The organism is Flavobacterium sp. 140616W15, assembly GCF_003668995.1.
Taxonomy (GTDB): Bacteria; Bacteroidota; Bacteroidia; order Flavobacteriales; family Flavobacteriaceae; genus Flavobacterium.
In genome coordinates this window covers 2130637-2152338 of the sequence record NZ_CP033068.1, presented here as the reverse complement: position 1 = coordinate 2152338, position 21702 = coordinate 2130637, and the positions used below count along the sequence as shown (strand labels likewise).

17 protein-coding genes are annotated in these 21702 nt (G+C 31.4%); 14 read left to right on the top strand and 3 right to left on the bottom strand.

Annotation, left to right across the window (positions count from 1 at the left end; genetic code table 11):
• Positions 1-69 precede the first annotated feature (69 nt).
• Complete coding sequence (locus EAG11_RS09060; protein ID WP_129538908.1) at positions 70-846, top strand: urea transporter; 777 nt, start codon at positions 70-72, stop codon at positions 844-846.
• A gap of 2 nt (positions 847-848) precedes the next feature.
• Here the strand turns inward: EAG11_RS09060 and EAG11_RS09055 are convergent, their stop codons facing one another.
• Entirely contained in the window at positions 849-1610 is a 762-nt protein-coding gene (locus EAG11_RS09055; protein ID WP_129538907.1) for a LexA family transcriptional regulator, read from the bottom strand.
• Between the two features lie 118 nt (positions 1611-1728).
• On the opposite strand from EAG11_RS09055, the gene EAG11_RS09050 reads away from it, so the two are divergent.
• Positions 1729-2355 carry an alpha-ketoglutarate-dependent dioxygenase AlkB gene (locus tag EAG11_RS09050; protein ID WP_129538906.1) on the top strand — a complete coding sequence of 209 codons (627 nt, stop codon included), beginning with the start codon at positions 1729-1731 and terminating at the stop codon, positions 2353-2355.
• 589 nt (positions 2356-2944) lie between these two features.
• Here the strand turns inward: EAG11_RS09050 and EAG11_RS09045 are convergent.
• Positions 2945-3814, bottom strand: coding sequence for a cupin-like domain-containing protein (locus EAG11_RS09045; RefSeq protein WP_129538905.1), 870 nt, complete (start codon positions 3812-3814; stop codon positions 2945-2947).
• A 750-nt stretch (positions 3815-4564) separates the two neighbouring features.
• On the opposite strand from EAG11_RS09045, the gene EAG11_RS09040 reads away from it, so the two are divergent.
• The 10 genes from EAG11_RS09040 (at position 4565) to rclC (ending at position 16677) form a co-directional block, all read left to right on the top strand.
• On the top strand, positions 4565-5176 hold the full coding sequence (locus tag EAG11_RS09040; protein ID WP_129538904.1) for an RNA polymerase sigma factor: 612 nt from the start codon (positions 4565-4567) through the stop codon (positions 5174-5176).
• A gap of 90 nt (positions 5177-5266) precedes the next feature.
• Positions 5267-6382 carry a FecR family protein gene (locus EAG11_RS09035; RefSeq protein ID WP_129538903.1) on the top strand — a complete coding sequence of 372 codons (1116 nt, stop codon included), beginning with the start codon at positions 5267-5269 and terminating at the stop codon, positions 6380-6382.
• Positions 6383-6535: 153 nt separating this feature from the next.
• Positions 6536-10255, top strand: a complete 3720-nt coding sequence (locus EAG11_RS09030; RefSeq protein WP_129538902.1) for a SusC/RagA family TonB-linked outer membrane protein — start codon at positions 6536-6538, stop codon at positions 10253-10255.
• Positions 10256-10265: 10 nt separating this feature from the next.
• Positions 10266-11753, top strand: a complete 1488-nt coding sequence (locus EAG11_RS09025; RefSeq protein ID WP_207209631.1) for a RagB/SusD family nutrient uptake outer membrane protein — start codon at positions 10266-10268, stop codon at positions 11751-11753.
• 11 nt (positions 11754-11764) lie between these two features.
• The gene (locus tag EAG11_RS09020) at positions 11765-12625 is read left to right on the top strand and encodes a putative zinc-binding metallopeptidase (protein WP_129538900.1); all 861 of its coding nucleotides are present in this window, start codon (positions 11765-11767) and stop codon (positions 12623-12625) included.
• A 43-nt stretch (positions 12626-12668) separates the two neighbouring features.
• Positions 12669-14009, top strand: coding sequence for a DUF4302 domain-containing protein (locus EAG11_RS09015; protein ID WP_129538899.1), 1341 nt, complete (start codon positions 12669-12671; stop codon positions 14007-14009).
• A gap of 460 nt (positions 14010-14469) precedes the next feature.
• On the top strand, positions 14470-14721 hold the full coding sequence (locus EAG11_RS09010; RefSeq protein WP_129538898.1) for a hypothetical protein: 252 nt from the start codon (positions 14470-14472) through the stop codon (positions 14719-14721).
• 101 nt (positions 14722-14822) lie between these two features.
• Positions 14823-15170, top strand: a complete 348-nt coding sequence (locus EAG11_RS09005) for a hypothetical protein (RefSeq protein WP_129538897.1) — start codon at positions 14823-14825, stop codon at positions 15168-15170.
• Between the two features lie 13 nt (positions 15171-15183).
• Positions 15184-16038 carry a helix-turn-helix domain-containing protein gene (locus tag EAG11_RS09000; RefSeq protein WP_242499317.1) on the top strand — a complete coding sequence of 285 codons (855 nt, stop codon included), beginning with the start codon at positions 15184-15186 and terminating at the stop codon, positions 16036-16038.
• Between the two features lie 78 nt (positions 16039-16116).
• On the top strand, positions 16117-16677 hold the full coding sequence (gene rclC / locus EAG11_RS08995) for a reactive chlorine resistance membrane protein RclC (protein WP_305775269.1): 561 nt from the start codon (positions 16117-16119) through the stop codon (positions 16675-16677).
• A 53-nt stretch (positions 16678-16730) separates the two neighbouring features.
• On the opposite strand, the gene EAG11_RS08990 is transcribed toward rclC, so the two are convergent.
• Positions 16731-17774 carry an AraC family transcriptional regulator gene (locus tag EAG11_RS08990; RefSeq protein WP_129538895.1) on the bottom strand — a complete coding sequence of 348 codons (1044 nt, stop codon included), beginning with the start codon at positions 17772-17774 and terminating at the stop codon, positions 16731-16733.
• Between the two features lie 162 nt (positions 17775-17936).
• On the opposite strand from EAG11_RS08990, the gene EAG11_RS08985 reads away from it, so the two are divergent.
• A complete protein-coding gene (locus EAG11_RS08985; protein WP_242499316.1) occupies positions 17937-20279 on the top strand; it encodes a TonB-dependent receptor in 2343 nt (780 codons plus the stop codon).
• A gap of 25 nt (positions 20280-20304) precedes the next feature.
• Positions 20305-21537, top strand: a complete 1233-nt coding sequence (locus tag EAG11_RS08980; RefSeq protein ID WP_129538893.1) for a DUF4374 domain-containing protein — start codon at positions 20305-20307, stop codon at positions 21535-21537.
• Positions 21538-21702 lie beyond the last annotated feature (165 nt).

Genomic DNA, 21702 nt, shown 5'->3' with positions numbered 1-21702 from the left:
GCTAGTAATTTTACTAAAAGGATTAGGTCAAATTATGCTACAACAATCTGCTTACACAGGTTTGTTTTTTTGATAGGAATATTTTATGGATCTATCACTATGGGAGTAGGAGCCTTATTAGCAGTTTCTGTTGGTACAATCACAGCATATTTATTACAATATGATAAAGATCAAATTGCAAATGGAATTTACGGCTTCAGTGCTACTTTGGTAGGTGTAGCACTTACTTTTTATTTTGAAGCAACATTAATTGTTTGGATAGCTGTTGTAATTGGAGCAGTATTAGCTACTGTTATACAACATTGGTTTAGTAATAAAAAGATTCCAGTATTTACATTCCCATTTATTCTGGTTACATGGGGAATAATGTATTTGCTAAAGGATGTTTTCTCAGTTGGACCATCTGCGTTTTTGGATATTCCAGCAGAAATTAATCAGGATTTTGCCTTTGGATTTCGTGGGTATGGTCAGGTTATATTTCAAGGAAGTACGCTAGCTGGACTGCTATTTTTTATTGGGGTATTTGTTAATTCTCCATTGCAGGCACTTTATGGTTTTTTTGGAGCTGTAATTGCTGGTTTTATGTCTAGATTATATGATGCTCCGATAGAATTAGTTATGACTGGATTGCTTAGTTATAATGCAGTATTATGTGCTATAGTTTTTTCGGGAGATAAAATAAAAGATGGAATTTGGGTAATAATTGCAATTATTCTCTCATTAGTTGTCAGTTTTATTATGAGCGTTTATCAAATGACTCCGCTTACTTTTCCTTTTGTAGCAGGTACTTGGAGCGTTTTGATAATAAAGAAAATGACAGCAAGAATAAGTGATTATAAATATTAAAACTATTTGTCTTTAAGCGTTTTAATTTCGTTTTTTAATTCTAAGAACATGGTTTTAATAGTATCTATTTCGGATGTTTTTTGTTCTTTATCATTTCTACCAATATTACATACATATTCCCAGATTTCGAGAATATTTGAAGCCTTTACAAGATAAGGAGGATAGAATGTATTATCAGAATGTGCCATTAAATCATTTTTCCCATTTTTGTTGAGACGCTTATACACGATACCATCAGTTTTTGTAATAAGAATGTAGGTTTTGCCATCTAGAACTTCGCCTAAATTCTCTACATACCTGCCAACAATAAAAGAGCCGTTTTCGTGAGGAGGCATCGAATCGCCTTCTACAGGAAATGCTCTGTGTTTTCCGTGACCTAAGAACGGGAGTGAGATGTGTTGTAAGTTTTCGATAAACTCAGGATCAGCATAGCCAGAAAGATAGCCTGCTTTTGCTTTATGTGGAATAATTTCGATTAAATTGTCACCATTTCTATCTACCGTAATTGGTAGTAATATTCGGTTATCACCCAATTTTAGCAACTCACCTAGAGGAATTTTTTTCATTTCTACAGAAAGTAAAATATCTATGCTAATATGAAAAAAGCGTGATATAGCTACTAATATTTCTGGTGGAGGAGAGTTCTTTCCATCTTCGTATTTGGCATAACGATCACGAGATATATGTAAACCTTCGGCTACTTCACGTTGTGAAATCTCTTTTCGGGCTCTAAGGTGCTTAATATTTTCAGAAAATAACGACATATGTTAATGGGATAATTTATCACAGTAAATATATTAAATTTGTGACGATATATACTAATTTTGTTTTAAATATAAAATAGATACCAATTACTGGTTCATTTCACTTAATTCAATTAGCATGTTACTTTTTAATGATACCGAAATTTTTACAAGTGGTAATAGAGAAAAAAAGGTTTTTGACCTCCCAGATACAGAATTGATATTGTCTGATTCTCTTTTTACTAAAGAGGAAGCTGATCATTATTATAATGTGTTGCTAAACAATACTGCATGGCGTGAATATGAAATGGAAATGTATGATAAAACGCTTAAAGTTCCACGTATGATTTCTTGGTATGAAGACAAAAGTAATATTGGTGTTGCACTAGATTCTCCAGATTGGACGCCCGAATTATTGCAGATAAAAGAACGAGTAGAGACAGAGACAGGAGTTAAATTCAATAGTGTGTTGCTCAATTTGTATCGAAACGGAAAAGATGGAGTAAACTGGCATAGTGACCGAGAGCAAAATTTTGGAAAAGATGCTATTATTGCTTCTGTAAGTTTTGGAGAGACTCGAATGTTTAAGTTAAGACATAAATTTAAAAAAGAAATTCCACAATTAGAAATTCCGTTATATCACGGGTCTTATTTATTAATGGGAGGAACAACACAAAGTTTTTGGCAACATCAGGTTCCTAAAAGCACAAAAGATATTTTACCAAGAATTAATCTTACTTTTAGGATTGTAGACAGGAAGTTATAATTTTTTAGTCTGTGAAGAAAAAATTAACCGCAAAGTGCACAGTTCCGATAGCTACCGGGATACGCAAAAAGTGTAACGTTTTAAAGCTTCTACAAAATGAAAATTGAACCATTAAGAAATAAAGTTTCACTAAGAACAAGGTTTAATTTTTATTGATTTCTTAATGGCAAAAAAAATTGCGCTTATTAGTGTAATTTGTTGTAGAAAATAACCCAAGTTTTTCTTCAATTTTGTCATTCTGAGCGGAGTCGAAGAATCGCATTAAACTCACACAATCTTTGTCGAGCTACTTGCGGAGCCCCTTCCTGCGTCGGGATGACAATTTTGTGGAAATTTTTAGCGAAAAATAACAGCAAAGCCTAAACCTTTTAATCTTTTAAATCTGTGAAGAGAAAAATTAACCTCAAAGTGCACAGTTCCGATAGCTACCAGGATACGCAAAGAGTGTAACGTTTTAAAGCTTCTGCAAAATAAAAATTGAATCATTAAGAAATAAAGTTTCATTAAGAAAAGAACAAGACTTAATTTTTCTTAATCTCTTAATGGTAAAAAAATCGTGTAAATCGTGGCAGACTTTTTTTAAGATTAATCATTGTTTTTCCAACAAAGCATTTGTTCTACGAATGGATTCTTCGTCTTTATAATCTAGCCAAGCTTGTCCTTTGCGTTTTCGCATCCAGTTATCATAATGGCGTATGACTGTTACATTAAGTAATGCTTTGATTACATTAGTTGGTCTGCCAGATAAGGAACGTAGGCTTAATGAAAATCCCGGAGTAGTATATTTCATATAATGCCACCAGCCCTCAGGCATATAGAGCATTTCGCCATGTTGCAAATTGGCAATATATGGTTTTACGTATTTAAGAGCAGGAAACTTGTCGTAATCGGGATTATCAAAATCGATATCTTCATTACAAATCCAGGAATAGGGAAGGCGATACATGTATTTTGTTTCTTTGGGATCTACAAGAACGCATTGTTTTTTTCCTTGAAAATGGATATGAAATATGTTGGGGAAATCAATATCATAATGCATAAATACTTTAGCATTTTGACCTCCAAAAAAGACCAATGGTAAGCTTTTTATTAGTCGAAGACCAAGTTTGGGCCATCTCATATCGGCTCTCATAGAAGGCACATCTTTCATTAAATTATATAGAAATATACGTAAATGAGTAGGTCCTTTTTCGAGTATATCAACATATTCAGACATAGTCATTGTAAAATCGGGCTCATTGACTTTTTTGGTATGATCCGTTTTACGATTGTCGTATAAAGGAACCGTTTTATCCCCTGCTACTTCTCTTAAAAAGTCAAAATTCCATTTTGTAAAGGCAGGCCAATCTTCTATTTGATTAGTTATGACTACAGGTTTTTGTGGCTTATAATAGTTTTCTATGAATTCTTTTTTTGTAAGTTTCTCTACTCTTTCAATCTCTATATATTTAAATGCCATAATTAAAATTTTAAAATTGTTAGAAAACAATAAAGTTACATATTCTAGGAAAATTTCTACATAAAATTAAATCATTTTTCTTGTTTAGCGTAATGATATGTCTATAGTTTGTATGAAGATTGTGTTTTTTGGTGTGGATTATGGGATAAAAATTATTGTTAGATCATTTACTTCTTAGCTGATAAACGGTATCGTCTATGTGTTTTTATTATTATAAAAATAAGTTAACCTAAAGTTATTGAATTTTTAATTTATATGCTCAAAAAAAGTAAATTTCTATAAAAAAATGCATTTTCATTTTGATTGTTATATTTCTTTAAAAATTTATGATTATAAATTACTTTTCTATTCATAATTGTTTATGTTTGTTAATAAAACATTAAATATAAGGTTAAATTTAACTTTTTCTTTTTTAGATGTTTTGTTTAATAAATAGAAACCTATTGCTAAACTGTTACCTGATAGCGAGGGCTTTTAAGTTTTGTAAACAAGCGTATTTATTAGAATTGTCGCAATACAATCACGATTGAAATTCATTGAAATGTTAATAAAAATAAAATCATTTGTTAAATTGATTGCTACTTATAAATTTGAAAATACAGTAGAACTTCAATTTATCAAGAAAATAAAATGTAGGTTTTTATTTGTTAGCAATGAAAATTTTAAACCAAAAAACTTCAATGATAATTCTAACTGTCCTATCTATCAGTATGTTTGAATTAAAGATTGTTAATTAACCAAAACCAAATTATGAAAGTCCAAACAATAACGAAGGTAGATGTCCTTGATGATTCTATACTCTGGAATAATCTGAAGGCTGGTGATGAAAAGGCCTTTTCATTACTTTTTGAAAAGCATTATGCGCATTTAGTTCGTTATGGAAATTCGCTTTCTGCTTTTGCAGAAAAAGTGCAAGATTGTGTGCAGGATGTATTCACAGATATTTGGGTATATAGAGAAACATTAGATGATTCAGTTGTTGTAAAAGCCTATTTGTTATCTAGCGTACGTAAGAGAATTGCCCGACTTCATGAGCGTGATCATATTTTTCGCAAGACAACTTCTATAGATTCGATTGAATTTTTATTTGATTTCTCTGTTGAGCATCAACTTATCGCTGACGAAGAAACTCTAGTTAAAGTTTCACATCTTAATAAATTATTAAATAGTTTGCCAGCAAGGCAAAAAGAAGCTTTATATTTAAGATATAATGAAGGACTTAGTGTGGAGCAAATTGCAGAAATGCTTAATGTTAATTACCAATCGGCTAATAACTTGTTACACCGTGCTTTATTAAATCTTCGTAAAGAATGGAAAGGTAATATCTCCCTTTTATTGCTTTTATCACCAGGCCTTTTTTAGTTTTTTTTAATTAAATGTAAAAAAAATCATAAATAAGTGAGTATATAAAATAAAATCTGTCCTCTATGTTTTTGTAACCCTTATTATAAGATGCAAGAACGTAACAATTATAAAGAAGTAGAAGATTTTTTAGCTGACAAATCATTCCGAACATGGGTTCAATCTGAAGAAGATTTGGATCGCTGGGAAGAATGGACTCTTGAGAATCCTAAACGTGCCAAATTAGTAGAAGAAGCTCGTTTATGGTTGTTGGCAATGAATGTGCCTGAGAGTACTTTGTCTCAAACGGATATTCAATTAGCATTAGAGGCTACTTGGAACAAGATTGAAAGAAAAGAAATTACTCAAAAAGGAATAAATTTCTCTGTATTCAAACTTTGGAGTAATTATTGGCTTCGCGGAGTTGCTGCAGCTTTAGTTTTAGGGCTTGCAATTAGTTGGTTATATAAGAATAATATAAATTCTGACAATACAATTGTTACTTATAAAGAACTTGTAAGTGAAAACTACGAAGGTCTTGTAGAGCAAACCAATCACTCTAATAAATCACAAATTATAACTTTATCTGATGGTAGTTCTGTTTTGTTAAAGCCAAACAGTAAGCTAAGTTACCCTAAAATATTTATAGGGAACGAGAGAAAAGTTTATCTATCTGGCGAAGCTTTTTTTGAAATTAGTAAGAATCCCAATAAACCATTTTTTGTCTTCGCCAATGAGATAGTTACCAGAGTAGTGGGAACAAGTTTTAGGATTAAGGCATATTCTGATCAGCCTAATGTTGAGGTGCTTGTTCGAACAGGAAAAGTTACTGTTAAGTCAAATGAATTACTTACAAATTCAAAAAAGAAAGAAGTTGTTTTATTACCTAATCAAGCCTTACGTTTTGTGCGACAAGGATTTACTTTTAATAAAATTACTGATATTACACTAGATGAGTCTTTATCCCACTCAGTAGGTAATATTGAACAGCTAAGCTTCGAGTTTACTGATATTCCAGTTACACAGATACTCAAGACCATTGAACAAGCGTATTTGGTAAAGATTGATTATCCCCATTCAAAACTTAAAGATTGCCACCTTACAACTTCGTTAAGTGACCAACCACTACCAGAGAAACTCAAAATTATTTGTAAAAGTCTTGGTAACAATACAAGTTATGAGATGAATGGAAATCAAATCATCATTACATCCAACGGATGTGAATAATAGCTAATGCTTATGTAAAAATGATATAAAAAAAGCGCCGAAAATGCTGTAACATTCTCGACGCTTAAATGAAATCAAATTGCACTCTGTAAAGTGCAGTTTGTGTTGTTCCTCAATACCCAGTAAATAGTATTAATTAAACAAACCAAAATTATGAAAAAACCTGTTGTTAAACAACGATTACTCTTTCGAATCATGAAAATAACATTATTTCAGTTTGTCTTGGCGTTTGTCTTTTCAAGTGTCACTATGGCAAATAGTGTGAAAGGACAAAGGAAATTGGACACGAAAGTAACTATTGACGTTGTTAACTTAAGTTTGGATAACGCATTATCTAAGCTTGAAAAATCAGCTAAAGTTAAGTTTTCGTATAACTCAAGAATGACTCAATTGAATCAAAAAGTGAGTATCGAAGCCAACGATGAAACTTTATCAAGTATTCTAAATCGTGTACTTAAACCGTTCAGTATTACTTACTCAGAGGTAAGTAATCAAATTATATTGCAAAAGGACAGCTCACAAGCTGCTAATTTTGAAGATGTAAATGTATCAAGTTCATTGTTTGAAAGTTTATTTATTCCTGTTGTAAAAGGAAAAGTAATTGATCAAAACGGCAGTCCTTTACCTGGGGCTACTGTACTTGCAAAAGGGAGCAAGGTTGCAGTGCTTACTGATTTTGATGGTAATTTTACAATTGATATGCCAACCAATACTACAAGATTAATAGTCTCTTATGTGGGTATGGAAACACAAGAAGTTAGCATTGATAAATCGCCTCTTACTGTTGTTTTAAATGAACAAGGACAGAATTTAAAAGAAGTTGTGATCACAACGGGTTATGAAAAAACTTCAAAAAGAACTTTTACAGGAGCGATTAGTAAAATTTCGGGAGCGGAGTTAAAAATGGATGGTGTTGTAGATGTAAGTAGAATGATTGAAGGAAAAGCTGCGGGTGTTACTGTTCAAAACGTAACGGGTACATTTGGTACTGCACCTAAAATTACCGTGCGTGGATCATCATCAATTTTTGGAGATACAAAACCGTTATGGGTAATTGATGGTGTTGTACAAGAAGATATCATTAATTTATCTTTTGCAGATTTGGCTTCAGGTAACTCAGAAACTTTATTAAGTTCATCAGTTGCAGGTTTAAACTCTAATGATATCCAAAGTATTGAAATATTAAAAGATGCTTCGGCAACTTCTATTTATGGATCAAGATCTTTAAATGGGGTAGTGGTTGTAACTACAAAACAAGGGCGTAGAGATACACCTCTAAAAATATCTTATTCGTTAGAACAATCTGTTAGGGCGGTTCCTAATTATAGTCAATATGATATTTTGAATTCTCAGGAGTCGATGAGTATTTATAAGGAAATGGAAGCTAAAGGGTATCTTGATTTGCCATCAACAGTAAACGGTAGATACGGTGGTGTATATAATATTTTAGGTAAAGCTATAAATACCTATGTTCCTGAAAATGATAGCTATTTGGTAAACAATGATCCTGTAAGTCGTAATAATTTTTTAAAAAAATACGAGTTAGCCAATACTGATTGGTTTAAAGTTGTGTTTAGACCATCTATAACACAAAGTCACTCGTTGAGTTTTTCTGGAGGAGGGAAAAACAATACATTTTATGCTTCTTTAGGTTATTATTCAGATCCAGGATGGACTATAGCTGATAATGTAAAACAACTTTCATCGAACATAAAAGGAACCTTTTTTGTAAATGATAAATTAAACATTACTTTATCTACTTTAGCTTCTGTAAGAGATCAAGGAGCTCCAGGAAGTTATGAAAGTCAAAAAGATGAAGTTTTTGGAAAAGTAACTCGTGATTTTGATATAAATCCCTTTGCCTATGTGTTAAATACAAATAGAACGTTAAGGCCTTATGATGAGAAAGGGAATCTAGAATATTATAGAAATAACTGGGCTCCAATGAATATTATTAATGAGTTGGCTAATAATTTCATGGAAATTGAAGTTAAAGATATTCGTTTTCAATTGGATTTAGATTATAAAATAAATCCACATTTAACGTATAATCTTACGGGATCAGCTCGTTATGCTAATACTACAAGAGAGCACAAAATATTAGAAGGTTCTAATGTTGTAAGTGCTTATAATGCGGGAGTTGGTAATGATTTAAATACAATTGTTCAAGACGAAAATATCTATTTGTATCAAGATCCAAATGATCAAACAGCACCAAAAGTTTCGGTATTACCAAGTGGAGGTTTTTTGAGAAAATTTTCTAATGATTTGACTTCATACAACATCAGAAATAGTGTTAGTTACAGAAATACGTTACATGATAAGCATGAATTAGAAGGTTTGTTTGGAACTGAATTACGATCTGTAGATAGAAGTAGTGATAATTTTACAGCAGCTGGAGTTCAATTTAGTAGAGGTCTTACCCCTTTTACTGATCCTAAGTTTCTTGAAAAAATCATTAACGATGGAGGTTCATATTACGGTTTAAATGAAGAAAGAGAAAGAACAGTTGGTTTCTTTGGAAAAGTAGGTTATACCTATGATCGTCGTTATACTGCGTCTTTGACAGGACGTTATGATGGATCCAACAGACAAGGTAATAGTAATTCTTCTAGATGGTTGCCTACATATACGATAAGTGGTAAGTGGAATATTGCTGAAGAGAAATTCATGCAAAATTTAAAAGCGGTAAACAATTTAGCATTAAGAGCTTCTTATGGGCTTACAGCAACAGCTGGACCAGCTACAAATTCTTTGGCTATTTATAAAAGTTTCATCACCAACCGTTTTAATGTTTCTGATAGAGAAGCGGCAATTAGAATTGACGACTTGCAAAACGGTGATTTAACATGGGAAAAACAATTTGAAACTAATATCGGTTTAGATCTAGGGATGTTTAACAATCGTATACAACTTACTACTGATATTTACAGCCGTAAAGCCTTTGATTTAGTAGATTATGTACTTACTTCAGGAGTTGGTGGTCAAGATATTAAACAGGGTAATAATGCTGATATGGAGACCAAAGGTCTTGAGTTAGGTTTTACAACAAAAAATATTGTTACTAAAGATTTTAATTGGTCAACGACTCTTAATTTTTCTATATATGATCAAAAAATTACAAAATTAGCAAATCAGCCTTCTGCTTTTGATTTAATTGATTCTAATGGAGGAAATGCTTTAGGGAGACCAAGAAATTCAATTTATTCATATCAATTTACAGGTTTAAATAACCAAGGGTTACCAACATTTGTTATGCAAGATGGTGCCGTAAATAATATTACTGGGGCCAATTTTCAAGACATTGATAATGTTACAAATTATTTAAAATATGAAGGATCTATAGAGCCAAATAAATCAATTGGTCTAGCCAATACTTTCACTTATAAAAATTGGTCATTATATGTGTTCTTCGTAGGATCTGGGGGGAACAAGGTACGTTTAAACCCTATTTATGATAGTGAATACGATGATTTAACAGTATTCACAAAAGATTTTACTAACCGTTGGATAAACCCTGGTGATGAGAATGTTACAAATGTTCCAGTTATAGCAGATAAGAGATTAAATGAAAATAATGGAGGGGCAAGTACATTAGCGCGAGCATATAATACTTATAATTATTCAGATGTTCGTATAGCTGATGGAGATTTTGTAAGACTAAAAAATGTTTCATTAAGTTGGGAGTTTCCTAAAGAGTTTAAGAGAAAGTTGGGTGTGAATACATTTACCTTAAGAGGGTCTGCAGTGAACCCTTGGTTAATTTATTCAGATAAAAGATTAAACGGTCAGGATCCTGAATTCCGTAATACGGGTGGAGTAGCTCTACCAGTTACTAGTCAATACACTTTTACTATAAATCTTTCATTGTAATATTAAGAATATGAAAAATATAAAAATAATTATGTCCCTATTAGTACTTGTAAGTATTACTAGCTGTGATGAATTCCTTTCGGAAACGCCAGATAATAGAACTCAAATAGATACTCCAGAAAAAATTTCGGAGTTATTGGTTACTGCTTACCCAAATGCAACTTATATGGATATAGCAGAAACCATGTCGGATAATGTTTTTGATAGTGAGATATCTAAGATATCTTTAAAAAATGAGCAAAATTACAATTGGGAGATGCAAACAGAAACTAATGTAGACACTCAAGCAAGATTTTGGAATGAGTCTTATAAAGCAATAGCATCTGCTAATCAAGCTTTGGTAGCTATAAAACAACTCGGAGATACACCAGATCTTAACCCTAAAAAAGGAGAGGCTTTACTGGCTAGAGCTTATTCGCATTTTATGCTTGTTACATTATGGTCTAATCGTTATAATCCTTCAACTGCAAAATCTGATTTAGGAATTCCTTATATAATAGAACCAGAAACAGCTTTGATTAAGCAATATGCTAGAAATTCTGTTGCGGAAGTTTTTGATATGATTCAAAAAGATTTAGAAGAGGGACTTAAATATGTAACAAATGATTATAAGGAACCTAAATTCCATTTTAATAAAGAAGCAGCAAAAGCTTTTGCATGTCGTTTTTATTTAGTCAAAGGAGATTGGAATAAAGTAATTGAATTGTCTAAAGATCTAGGAGTTACACCGTTTGGTAAGCTTAGAGACTATAGTACTTTTAATGCATTTGCATTTGCACAAATGCCTATAGAGTATTCAAAAGAAGATAAAACAACTAATTTATTGGTATCCTATCCTTATTCTATTTGGAGGAGAGCTTATTCTAATAGATTTTATCTTACAGGCAATAAACAGGATTTGATACTAGGAAAAGAAACTAATATTTTTGGTAAGCCTTGGTTAACTAGTACTTCAGGGATTTATCTAGGAGGAATTAATGTTTTTGTTAATAAATTTTATGAGTATTTTAAATATACCAATGTAACTGCTCAAATTGGAGAACCTTATACAGGTACTGTACTCTTTAGTAATGATGAGTTATTCCTGAACCGTATTGAAGCGCATGTAATGACAAATCAGATTGATCTTGCCAATAGTGAGTTGGAATATTTCTTTTCAACAAGAACATCAGGGTATAATGCAACTACTGATAAATTAACTCAAACAAGTGTAATGGAAATGTATCCAGTAATTAATAACGAGTATACTCCTTTTTATGCTTTAACTCCAATACAAGCATCTTATATTAAAGCAATAGCAGAGGCGAGAAGAAGAGATTTTATACACGAGGGAATCAGATGGTTTGATATCAAACGCTTTAATCTTGTAGTACAGCATGATACATATACTGCAGGAAAAGTTAGTAAGAAAAACATCTTGATTAAAGATGACAAACGTAGAGCTCTACAGATACCACTTAGCGCATCAAATAACGGAATTGAAAAAAATCCTAGATAAAATTTAGTATTATGAAATTATTAAATAAATATAAAACATTAGTGTTGAGTATAGTAGTGTTAATATCAGCTTCTTGTACTCATGAAGATCAACCTAAAGAGAGCCAGCTAAATTATATACAACCTGTAAGAACAGACTTGGATAACTGGATTATTACAAATTATACCAATCCATATAATATTGATGTGAGATACCAATGGAATCAAAATACAGTAGACAATACTAGATATTTATTTCCTCCAACTGTAGATAAAGTTAAACCAGCCCTAGAAATTGTAAAAAAGATATGGCTTGATAGTTATTCGACCGTTGCTGGAGCTGATTTTGTTAAGAAAATAGCACCAAGAGAATTTGTTTTAGTAGGTGGTGTAAATTTGAATTCAACAGGTACAATTACATTGGGATTAGCTGAAGGTGGACAAAGAATCTCGCTTTTTCAAGTGGATAATATTGATAAGAAAAGCCGTCCAGATGTTTCTGAATTTATTCATACCATTCAGCATGAATATGTACATATCTTAAATCAAACAAAACCTTTTGATCAGCAGGCATGGGCAAAGTTAACTCCATCTGGATATACTTCAAGTTGGTATGTTGAAACAGTTGAAGATTCAAGAGAGTTAGGGTTTATAACTAGTTATGCAAGATTAAATATATTTGAAGATTTTGCAGAAACTGCAGCAATAATTTTGCTTAGTTCAGAAGCAGAATATGCTGCTATTCTAGCAGGAATAACTAGTACTACAGGTAAGGATGCTATTCAGAAAAAAGAAGCACTTGTAGTTAAGTATTATAAAGATGCATTTAACATAGATTTTTATGATTTAAGAGATGAAGCACAAAAAAATACAGATGCTGTAATTAATAATTAATAGCATTCAATAATACATATACATAATTATAAAAAAACATATTATGAAAATAAAAAATATATTTAGTTATCTAATTGTAGCAATTTTCGCATTACAATTAGTTGCTTGTACTAATACAGATACTGAACAAAAATTTGATCAGACACCAACTGAGCGAACTAATGCTCAGAAAAAAGAACTCAATGATTTATTGTTATCCTCTGAGTATGGTTGGAAAGCAATTTATTTTACAGATAGCACACAATTAGGAGGTTTTACACACCTTTTTAAATTTTTGCCTAACGGAAAAGTAAACATGGCTTCAGATTTTAATACTGACACAAAAATGTACAATAGTCAGTATGAAATTCAGCTAGGAAGCACTGTAAGTGTTGTTTTTACGACTGCTAGTAGAATACACCTTTTATCGGATTCTAATAACTTTCCTACAGCAGCTCTTCGCGGAAAGGGGTATCTCGGGGATTTTCAGTTTCTATATTATGGACAAGATAAAGAAGATATTATTTTTAGAACAAATAGAACAGTTCAGGAATTACGATTTGTAAAAGCTACGGCAGAAGATTGGTCAGATTTAAATAAAAATGCTATTACTCTTAATAACATTAATGGAACTGCTACAAGTCCATTATTTAGACTATTGGTAACTAATGATGGGACTGCAACACATAATTTTGATTTTGATTTTAATACAAATGCTCGTTTTGGAGAAGCGACTTCTTTGGATCCTACATATGATGAAAGCTACAATTTTGGTTTTTCTTATACACCAACTGGAGCAATAGCAAAACCTGCAGTAGTTGTTAAAGGGCAAAAATTAGCAAATTTTATTTTTGATAGCGTAAATAATTCTTTTGTTGCCACAGGTAGAGATGGAGTAAGTGCAACTATAAAATACACTAACACTCCCCCTACGTTAACAGATGATTATAAGGTGTTACTTCCAGGTAAAGTAGGAGCAAGATTTGGATATTTTCCAGATGATTTAACAGCTGGTGCTTCTACAAATTCACAATTTTTTATTGATGAATTAGCTAAAATTAATGCTAGTTTGCCAGATGGTATAACTTTGGGATCTGTTCAACTTTATCTTAATCATTCTCTGGGTAATTTTATTTACTATACTTTTAATGGAAGATCAGCTGTTTTTCATTATATAGATGTAGAAGAAGATGCTGTTGGTAAAAAAATTATTTTTAAACATAAATCATGGAATGGTAACACAACTTCAGCTGCACCAAGTTTTCTTGCTAGTTTTGATAAAAATTTAGTGAATGCTAGTGGAGTTTATGTAAAAAAAGAAAACTTTAGGCTTACTTATGCAAATAGTGTTTATACTTTTACTAGTAGTGTAAGTTCATTTAGAATGACTACTTGGTTGCTTTAATACTTAATTTTGAATAAAATTTGTAGTTCGTTTAGAGCAGTAAATTTTTGAATAAAAGATGTAGAATAGTTGTGTTTTTTACTATAATTGAGAAAATAGTTCGGCAGGCTAATTTAAATTAGCCTGTTTATTTTTATCCAAGTTCTGTAATTAGTTTTATAACTTGAATGTTTGAGTAATAAAAAATATTGTTTTTATGATTAAACTAATATTTTTAATGGCTTTTGTTTAAAGCAGTTTTATAATTTAGTTTGTATTTTTTTAAGGGAAGCCGTCTAACTAGACGGCTTTTATGTCTTATTGATCTTTTCTACAAAATAAAACTTTAATTTCTACTATTTTATTTAAAAACAATTGTTTTTTTTTAAAAAGTATTTTCTTATATTTAACAGTTAAAAGTCTAAAAATCAATGGACTTAAAAGGATTGATGAATTTTAAAATCTAATTATTTAATTTATTATGTTAAAATCAATTTTGAATTTAAATGGAGTAGAATTACTAAGTAAAAATCAACAAAAAAACATTATTGGTAAAGGGCAAAATGGACCAGTCATTCAACCAGCATGTGCTGCTGGTGATTGGGCACCTCCAGGAGCTACCAGTGTAACTCATCCTAATTACCCATGTGCGCATACAATAGGCGAGCCTATTGGTGAACGTCCTAGAGTTTGTGCAGAACCAGGAAAAGATAGTATATTTCCTCCATGTTAATGATTAATCAAAGCCAGTATTTAATACTGGTTTTTTTTTTGCCCTTTAAGAATGATATTAATTAATCATATATTAGAGAATATTTAATTATATCAAACCCTATGATGCCTACCTTTGATAAAGAAGTTTTGGTTACAATCGAAAAAATAATTGGGATTCCTTTTATAGCAGAATTGTATCTTGACGGTAGTGTATGTTTTGCAAATAACGATGAAGTTCGACCAGAGTTTAGGCAACATTTTAATGTATTTCATGTTTTAGATTATGTTAATGCAAGTATTTGTAAATCCGAATTACCATTAAAAACAGATTTTATTAAAATTTCATACCCTACAGATTCAAGTTTTTTTTGGAAACAAGTTGCCGTAGGAGCGATGCTTCGAAAAAGTGATTTGCTAGAAGAACCTACTACTGAAAAATACTTTGAGATAAAATGGCACTTTAAATAACAATGAAAATTTAATGAAAGAAAAGGAAAAAAATATAGATTATAAAGATTGTATGGTTCAGGAATGCGATACAAATTATATCAATTTGCATGGGAGTTCCCCACTGTATAGTATTTTTCTTTTGGAAGGAACAGGAAGGGTTAGTGTAGATTTAGTAGAATATACTTTTGAAGGTAAAATTATATTATTTACAAGTCCCTATCAAATTATTCATTTTGATGTTGAAAAGCCACTTATCGTTAGGAGATTACAGTTTCATGGAGATTTTTATTGCATAGAATATCATAAAAAAGAAGTTGCTTGCAATGGTCTTTTATTTAACAATATATACCAGCAACCCTATGTAAATCTTAAAGAAAAAGACTTTACGGAATTAGACTATATTTTAGGAAAACTTATTGCAGAGTTAGAAAATAGAAGTACTTATGCTATGGCAGTTGTACGCTCTTATTTGCAATTGATATTGGCATTATGCAGTAAAATTAAATCAGAAGAGAATCTTGTTCATGAAGAAAGGAACATACATCACCCGTTGATTCAGTTTAAAGAATTATTAGAAAATAATTTTCGCAAAGAAAGACAACCTTCTTTTTATGCTACTCAAATGAATATCTCGTCTAATAGCTTTTCGAAATTATGCAAACAGTATTTTTTGAAAACACCATCTACACTCATCCACGAAAGGGTGATTCTTGAGGCAAAAAAACTCATTCACCTTAGTTATAAAAGTATGAAGCAAATCGCAGCTGAACTTAATTTTGATGATGAAAATTACTTCAGTCGTTATTTTAAAAAGCATACTGGCATTACACCAACTGCATTCAGAGAGAATGTTGGTATATCTATCGTAGCAGATTTGTCTAGGTAATATCCATATCTGTCCATTGTGAGAAGAGCCTAGCGTTTGTAATTTTGATTTTTATATTTATTACCTTAAAAAAAAAAAATTATGAAAATAATAGTAGCCTTATCAGAATTGCAAAACCAGTTTTTTAATTTAATGCGCATAGCCATTTTTATAGTAATGGTATGGATTGGAGGACTTAAAGCTTTTCAATATGAAGCAGATGGTATTGTACCATTTGTTGCAAATAGTCCCTTAATGAGTTTCTTTTATAATAATCCAAGTGAATACAAAGATCATAAAAATAAAGAAGGAGAAGTAGTCGAAGACAATATCAAATGGCATATGGAGAATGGAACTTATATCTTTTCTTACGCACTAGGTGGAGTAATTATAATTATTGGATTACTTACCTTATTAGGAATTTTTAATGCCAAAATAGGTCTTATAGGTGGAGTACTTACTGCAGGTATGGCACTAGTAACACTTACTTTTTTAATTACTACGCCAGAAACGTGGGTACCAGATTTGGGCAGTTCTACGCATGGTTTTCCTTATTTATCTGGAGCTGGACGATTAGTTATAAAAGATATCATAATGATGGCAGGCGGCTTGTTATGCGCATCGGATTGTGCTAAAAGAATTATATCTCAAAATAAGTAATTAAAGATGCTATCTTTTAAGGCTATCTCATCAGATAGCCTTTTTTATTTATACTAACTTTTATATTGACTAAGGAGCAAAAAGCTTATTATCCAAATAGTAATGCTATTCCAATTGATTTTAAATTTTTGTGGAGAAAAACCATAAAAAGCTTTAAATGCCGCAGAGAAATGGGAAACATCTTTGTAACCACATTTATAAGCTACTTCATTGACGCTTATTGATTTAGATTTGAATAACTCTTTAGCGTGTTTCATGCGAAGTTCGATAATGTAACTTTTTACAGTAATTCCAAAGCAAGCTTTAAAACCTTTTTTGAGTTTGAATTCGTTTAAAGAAATTATCCTTGAAAGTTCAGGAAGAGTAGGAGCATGCACATAATCTTTATCCAAAATTAATTTAGCCTGTTGAAGTTTGTTATAATCTTCTTCGTTTATAAAATCTTTTGGGGCTGCTTTCTCAATTAGAGTTTCTAGCTGTAAAATCAAAAGTTCTTTAATTTTTGTTTCAATGTACATTCTTTTTAAGGTGCCCTGACGATTACAATTTTTAATTTCATGAATTACCCATAATATAGATTGTGTAAAAGGAATGTAGCTAGAAGTTAAATAGCTGGATTTTTTTAAGAGAATGTCTTTCGAGAATTTTTGATGAAGTTCCCAATCTTCATTGATAATATTGGAATAGAAATCTTTTGACAAAATGATTGAAAAGTAATTCATTTGTTCAAATGGCTGAATCTTGAAAGTGGCTCTATAGTTTGATGTATAGAAGATATTATGTGTGTTTTCTTGTGTAGAATTTTTCGTTTCTAGCTGATCAATATGAGTTTCGACGTTATTACAATATATAAAATTCATAATAATCGATTCACAACTAATCTCAAATAAAATTGTTTGAGGTTCAGAGAAATACATTTGAGTGTCTAGAATTACAAGCCCGTCCGTTATTAAATGAAAGCTTTTTATTTCCTCTTTGAGTTCATTTTTACGACATATTTTTTCTTGTATCAGGTGACTTTTTGGGTCATAGCCATCGCGAGTCACAATAGAGACTATTGATTGGTCTTGATTTATAAGTTTCGATTTAATTTTCAAAATAATAATCCTTTTTTACAAAATAATAATCCGTTTTTCCCTATAATTAATAGGATGAGTGTTGGTACTTTTGCGACAAAGTTATTTATAATTAGTCTAAATAAAAATATGTCAACTCATAAAATTTCATTTCTCAGTGTATTTTTTTTAATATCATCTTTTTTGTCAGCCCAACAAAATAAAGGGATAGTAGTATCAGGTCAGGTTACGGAGGATTCAGGACAAAGTATTCCGTTCGCAACAGTAAGTCTTGAAAAAACAGATTTTATAATTATGTCCGATGAAAACGGAAAATATAATTTTAAGAATGTTAAAGCAGGAAATTACATTTTAAAAGTTTCTGCAATTGGCTTTACAACTTCAAAGAAAAATATTGAAGTTAAGGGGATAAACGAAATAATTTTCTCAGTTCGTTTACAAAGCGAATTAAACGAATTAGAGAATATAACGGTGATGGGACGTACCCAAACCGAAAAAGTAAATAAGCAATCGTATAGTGTAACTGCCATTGATGCTAAAAAGCTCCATAATTCTACACTAGATTTATCGCATGCATTAGATAGAGTTTCTGGTGTTCGTGTTCGTGAATCAGGTGGAGTAGGTTCTAAATCACAGCTTTCTATTAACGGATTTTCGGGCAACCAGATAAAACTTTTTATTGATGGAGTACCGATGGATAATTTTGGTTCATCGTTTCAGCTTAATAATATTCCAGTAAATCTTGCAGATAGAATTGAGGTTTACAAAGGAGTTGTGCCTATTTGGTTAGGAGGTGATGCACTTGGTGGAGCTATTAATATTGTTACAAATTCTAAACCACGTACCTATCTTGATGCTTCTTATTCTTTTGGATCATTTAATACACACCGTTCCACTATAAATGCAGGCTATACTGCCAAGAGTGGTTTTACTACTGAAATAAATGCTTTCCAGAATTACTCAGATAATAATTATTGGGTAAATGTAGAAGCAGCAGATTTAAATACGGGTGCCTATTTTCCAGATGCACGTGTAAGAAGATTTCATGATAAATATCGTAATGAAACTGTGATACTGAATGTAGGTATAACGGGAAAAAAATATGCAGATAAGTTATTATTTGGTTTTACAGCTGGCGAGAATAGAGCAGATATTCAGACTGGTGCCCGAATGACTAGTGTATTTGGACAAGTGTACGGTAAAGGGAATATCTTGATGCCAACTTTAAAATATCAGGTTAAAGATTTCTTTACAAAAGGGCTAGATGCTAGTGTTACAGGTAATTTTAATTTTGGAGAAGAACAAAATATTGATACCGTTTTTCGAAGATATAACTGGTTTGGAGATTATATAGTAATGCCTGGTTTAGGAGGAGAACGTGGACGTACGTTACGTAAGTTCAAAAACAATAATGGAATAGCTACGGCAAATTTTACCTATGCATTAGGCGAAAGACATTCGTTTATGTTGAATAATACGTTTAATACTTTTAATCGTAAGGAAAGTGATGAGTTAGTTCCAGAATCATTACTATATAAACAGCCTAAAAAATCACAAAAAAATATTTTAGGAGCAGGTTATAAATTTGATTATAACGAAAAATGGAGCACTTCTGTATTTATTAAAAATTATTCTTTGAGAAATACCTATTCCGAGAGTTATAACCCTTCTGGGAATTGGGGAGATATTGCATATATAGAGCATGCAGATAATAAAAACCTGGTCGGATATGGAGCGGCAAGCAGTTATTACTTAAAACAGAATTTACAGATAAAGGGATCTTATGAAAAAAGCTACAGATTGCCAACTCCTGATGAATTATTCGGGAATGTTAATGATAATGTGGCTGGAAATAGTGGCCTTAAGCCAGAAACGAGTAATAATTTTAATCTTGGATTAAGTTATCAAACTAGTTTTAAGAAAGTTAATGCAATGACGTTTGATGTGAATTTTTTATATCGTGATGCAACAGATTTTATTCGTTCTGAAATGAATTTAAATCAAACAATGATTACTAACGTTAACCAAAAAGGAGTAACTAATTTTGGTATAGATGGTGAGGTACGATATTCGTATAAAAATAGATTTACTGCAGGTGTGAATATGACGTACCAAAACATTCGTAATATGACACAATATGAGCCAGGTAAAAATGTTGAATCTGCTTATTATAAAGACAGAGTTCCTAACATTCCTTATCTTTTTGGTAACGCCGATGCCTCTGTTTTCTTTTACGATTTTATAAAAAAAGGAAATAATTTATCTATTGGTTATAACTTTTTATATGTACACACTTATTATTTATCATGGCCAAGTCAAGGTACTAAGAATGGTAAATTAGATATACCGCAACAATTTAATCATGATTTAAATGCAGTATACACTTTTGCAGATGGTAAATACAATATTGCTTTAGAATGTAAAAATGTATTAGACAATAAACTGTATGATAATTTTTCATTGCAGAAGCCAAGTCGTGCTTTCAATATAAAATTCAGGTATTTCTTTACCAAATCAAATAAATAATTTAATAAATCAAACAATAATTATCATGAAAAAAAGTAGCACATTAGCAATATTTGCAGCTCTAATAGCTTTTACATCATTCTCTTGTAGCAGTGATTCTGATTCTCCAGATGGTGGAGCTCCAAGCACAGGAACAGAAAAAACAAAATATATTATTACAGCAACCACAGGAGCAGAAGGAATTGCAGATTATTTATTGACTGCAGATGATATTTCTAAAGGATCTATTACAACTACTGGTAACGGATTAGAGCAAGATGGTTCGTATCGTTTTTATATTACCAATCAGAATAAATTTTTCAGCTTACTTTATGGACAGGGAAATCCTGGAGCTGTTACTACTTATGCATTGACTGCTGAGGGTAAATTGGCTAAAACTTCTAACTTTCAAGCAGAAACAGTACAGGTTTTTGCGGCAGTAAACAAAGAAATTTTAACGATAAAAATACCAAGAAGTGGCGCGTCATCTATTGCATCTATGTATAGAATTGATGCAACATCTTCGCTTATAGTGGGCGGAGCACAGCAAGATATAAAAAAAGTTGCTAAAAACGGAGAAAGAGCACATTATACATGGGCAACACAGGTAGGCGATAAGGTATATATGCCTTATATGAGTATTAAAGGAGATGGAGTAGACACTTTTGGAACTAAATACCCTGATAGTACATGGGTCGCTGTATATAACTATCCGGAATTAAAATTAGAAAAAGTTATCAAAGACAATCGTACAAGTTATTTAGGAAGTTATTTTTCAAATGGATTAATTCAGGACGAAAAAGGAGATGCATATGGCTTTTCGAGTGCAGCGGCAACAAGTAATAGTGTTATAACTTCTACTAAGCCATCTGCGGTTTTAAAAATTAAAAAAGGAACTACAGAATTTGATCAGTCATATTTCTTTAATGTACAGGAAAAATCTGGTGGACATAAAATATCTTCAAGTAGTTATATTGGTAAAGGAAAAGTATTGTTACAAATGTATGGAGATATTGGTAAAGATAGCGGAGTACCTAAATTGGCTGTTGCAGATGTGTACAATCAAACTTTTACCTGGGTAACTAGTGCACCTGCTAAAATTAATTCGACTACGACTAGTTATAATATTACTACTGAAGATAATAATTCTATTATACTAGGAATCAATACGCCTGATGGCAATTGGATTTATACAATCAATGGGGCTACCGGAGTGGCTACTAGAGGAATGAAAGTAGAAGGAGGAGATATTACTGCTATCGCTAAATTAAAATATTAAATTGATTTAAAAGGCCATTTCAATTTGAAATGGCCTTTTAATATAAATTTAGGTGATGCTGTTCTAGTATAAAAAAAAACTTATTTATAATTAGTCTTATTAAATAAAAGTAAATTTATAGATTTGCATTTTAGGACATTATTTTTTGTTGCCCTTACTTTTAGA

Excerpts from the sequence above, each read along its gene's own strand:
- EAG11_RS09055 (WP_129538907.1), bottom strand. The coding sequence starts at position 1,610 with ATGTCGTTATTTTCTGAAAATATTAAGCACCTTAGAGCCCGAAAAGAG.
- EAG11_RS09050 (WP_129538906.1), top strand. The coding sequence starts at position 1,729 with ATGTTACTTTTTAATGATACCGAAATTTTTACAAGTGGTAATAGAGAA.
- EAG11_RS09045 (WP_129538905.1), bottom strand. The coding sequence starts at position 3,814 with ATGGCATTTAAATATATAGAGATTGAAAGAGTAGAGAAACTTACAAAA.
- EAG11_RS09040 (WP_129538904.1), top strand. The coding sequence starts at position 4,565 with ATGAAAGTCCAAACAATAACGAAGGTAGATGTCCTTGATGATTCTATA.
- EAG11_RS09035 (WP_129538903.1), top strand. The coding sequence starts at position 5,267 with ATGCAAGAACGTAACAATTATAAAGAAGTAGAAGATTTTTTAGCTGAC.
- EAG11_RS09030 (WP_129538902.1), top strand. The coding sequence starts at position 6,536 with ATGAAAAAACCTGTTGTTAAACAACGATTACTCTTTCGAATCATGAAA.
- EAG11_RS09025 (WP_207209631.1), top strand. The coding sequence starts at position 10,266 with ATGAAAAATATAAAAATAATTATGTCCCTATTAGTACTTGTAAGTATT.
- EAG11_RS09020 (WP_129538900.1), top strand. The coding sequence starts at position 11,765 with ATGAAATTATTAAATAAATATAAAACATTAGTGTTGAGTATAGTAGTG.
- EAG11_RS09015 (WP_129538899.1), top strand. The coding sequence starts at position 12,669 with ATGAAAATAAAAAATATATTTAGTTATCTAATTGTAGCAATTTTCGCA.
- EAG11_RS09010 (WP_129538898.1), top strand. The coding sequence starts at position 14,470 with ATGTTAAAATCAATTTTGAATTTAAATGGAGTAGAATTACTAAGTAAA.
- EAG11_RS09005 (WP_129538897.1), top strand. The coding sequence starts at position 14,823 with ATGATGCCTACCTTTGATAAAGAAGTTTTGGTTACAATCGAAAAAATA.
- EAG11_RS09000 (WP_242499317.1), top strand. The coding sequence starts at position 15,184 with ATGAAAGAAAAGGAAAAAAATATAGATTATAAAGATTGTATGGTTCAG.
- EAG11_RS08980 (WP_129538893.1), top strand. The coding sequence starts at position 20,305 with ATGAAAAAAAGTAGCACATTAGCAATATTTGCAGCTCTAATAGCTTTT.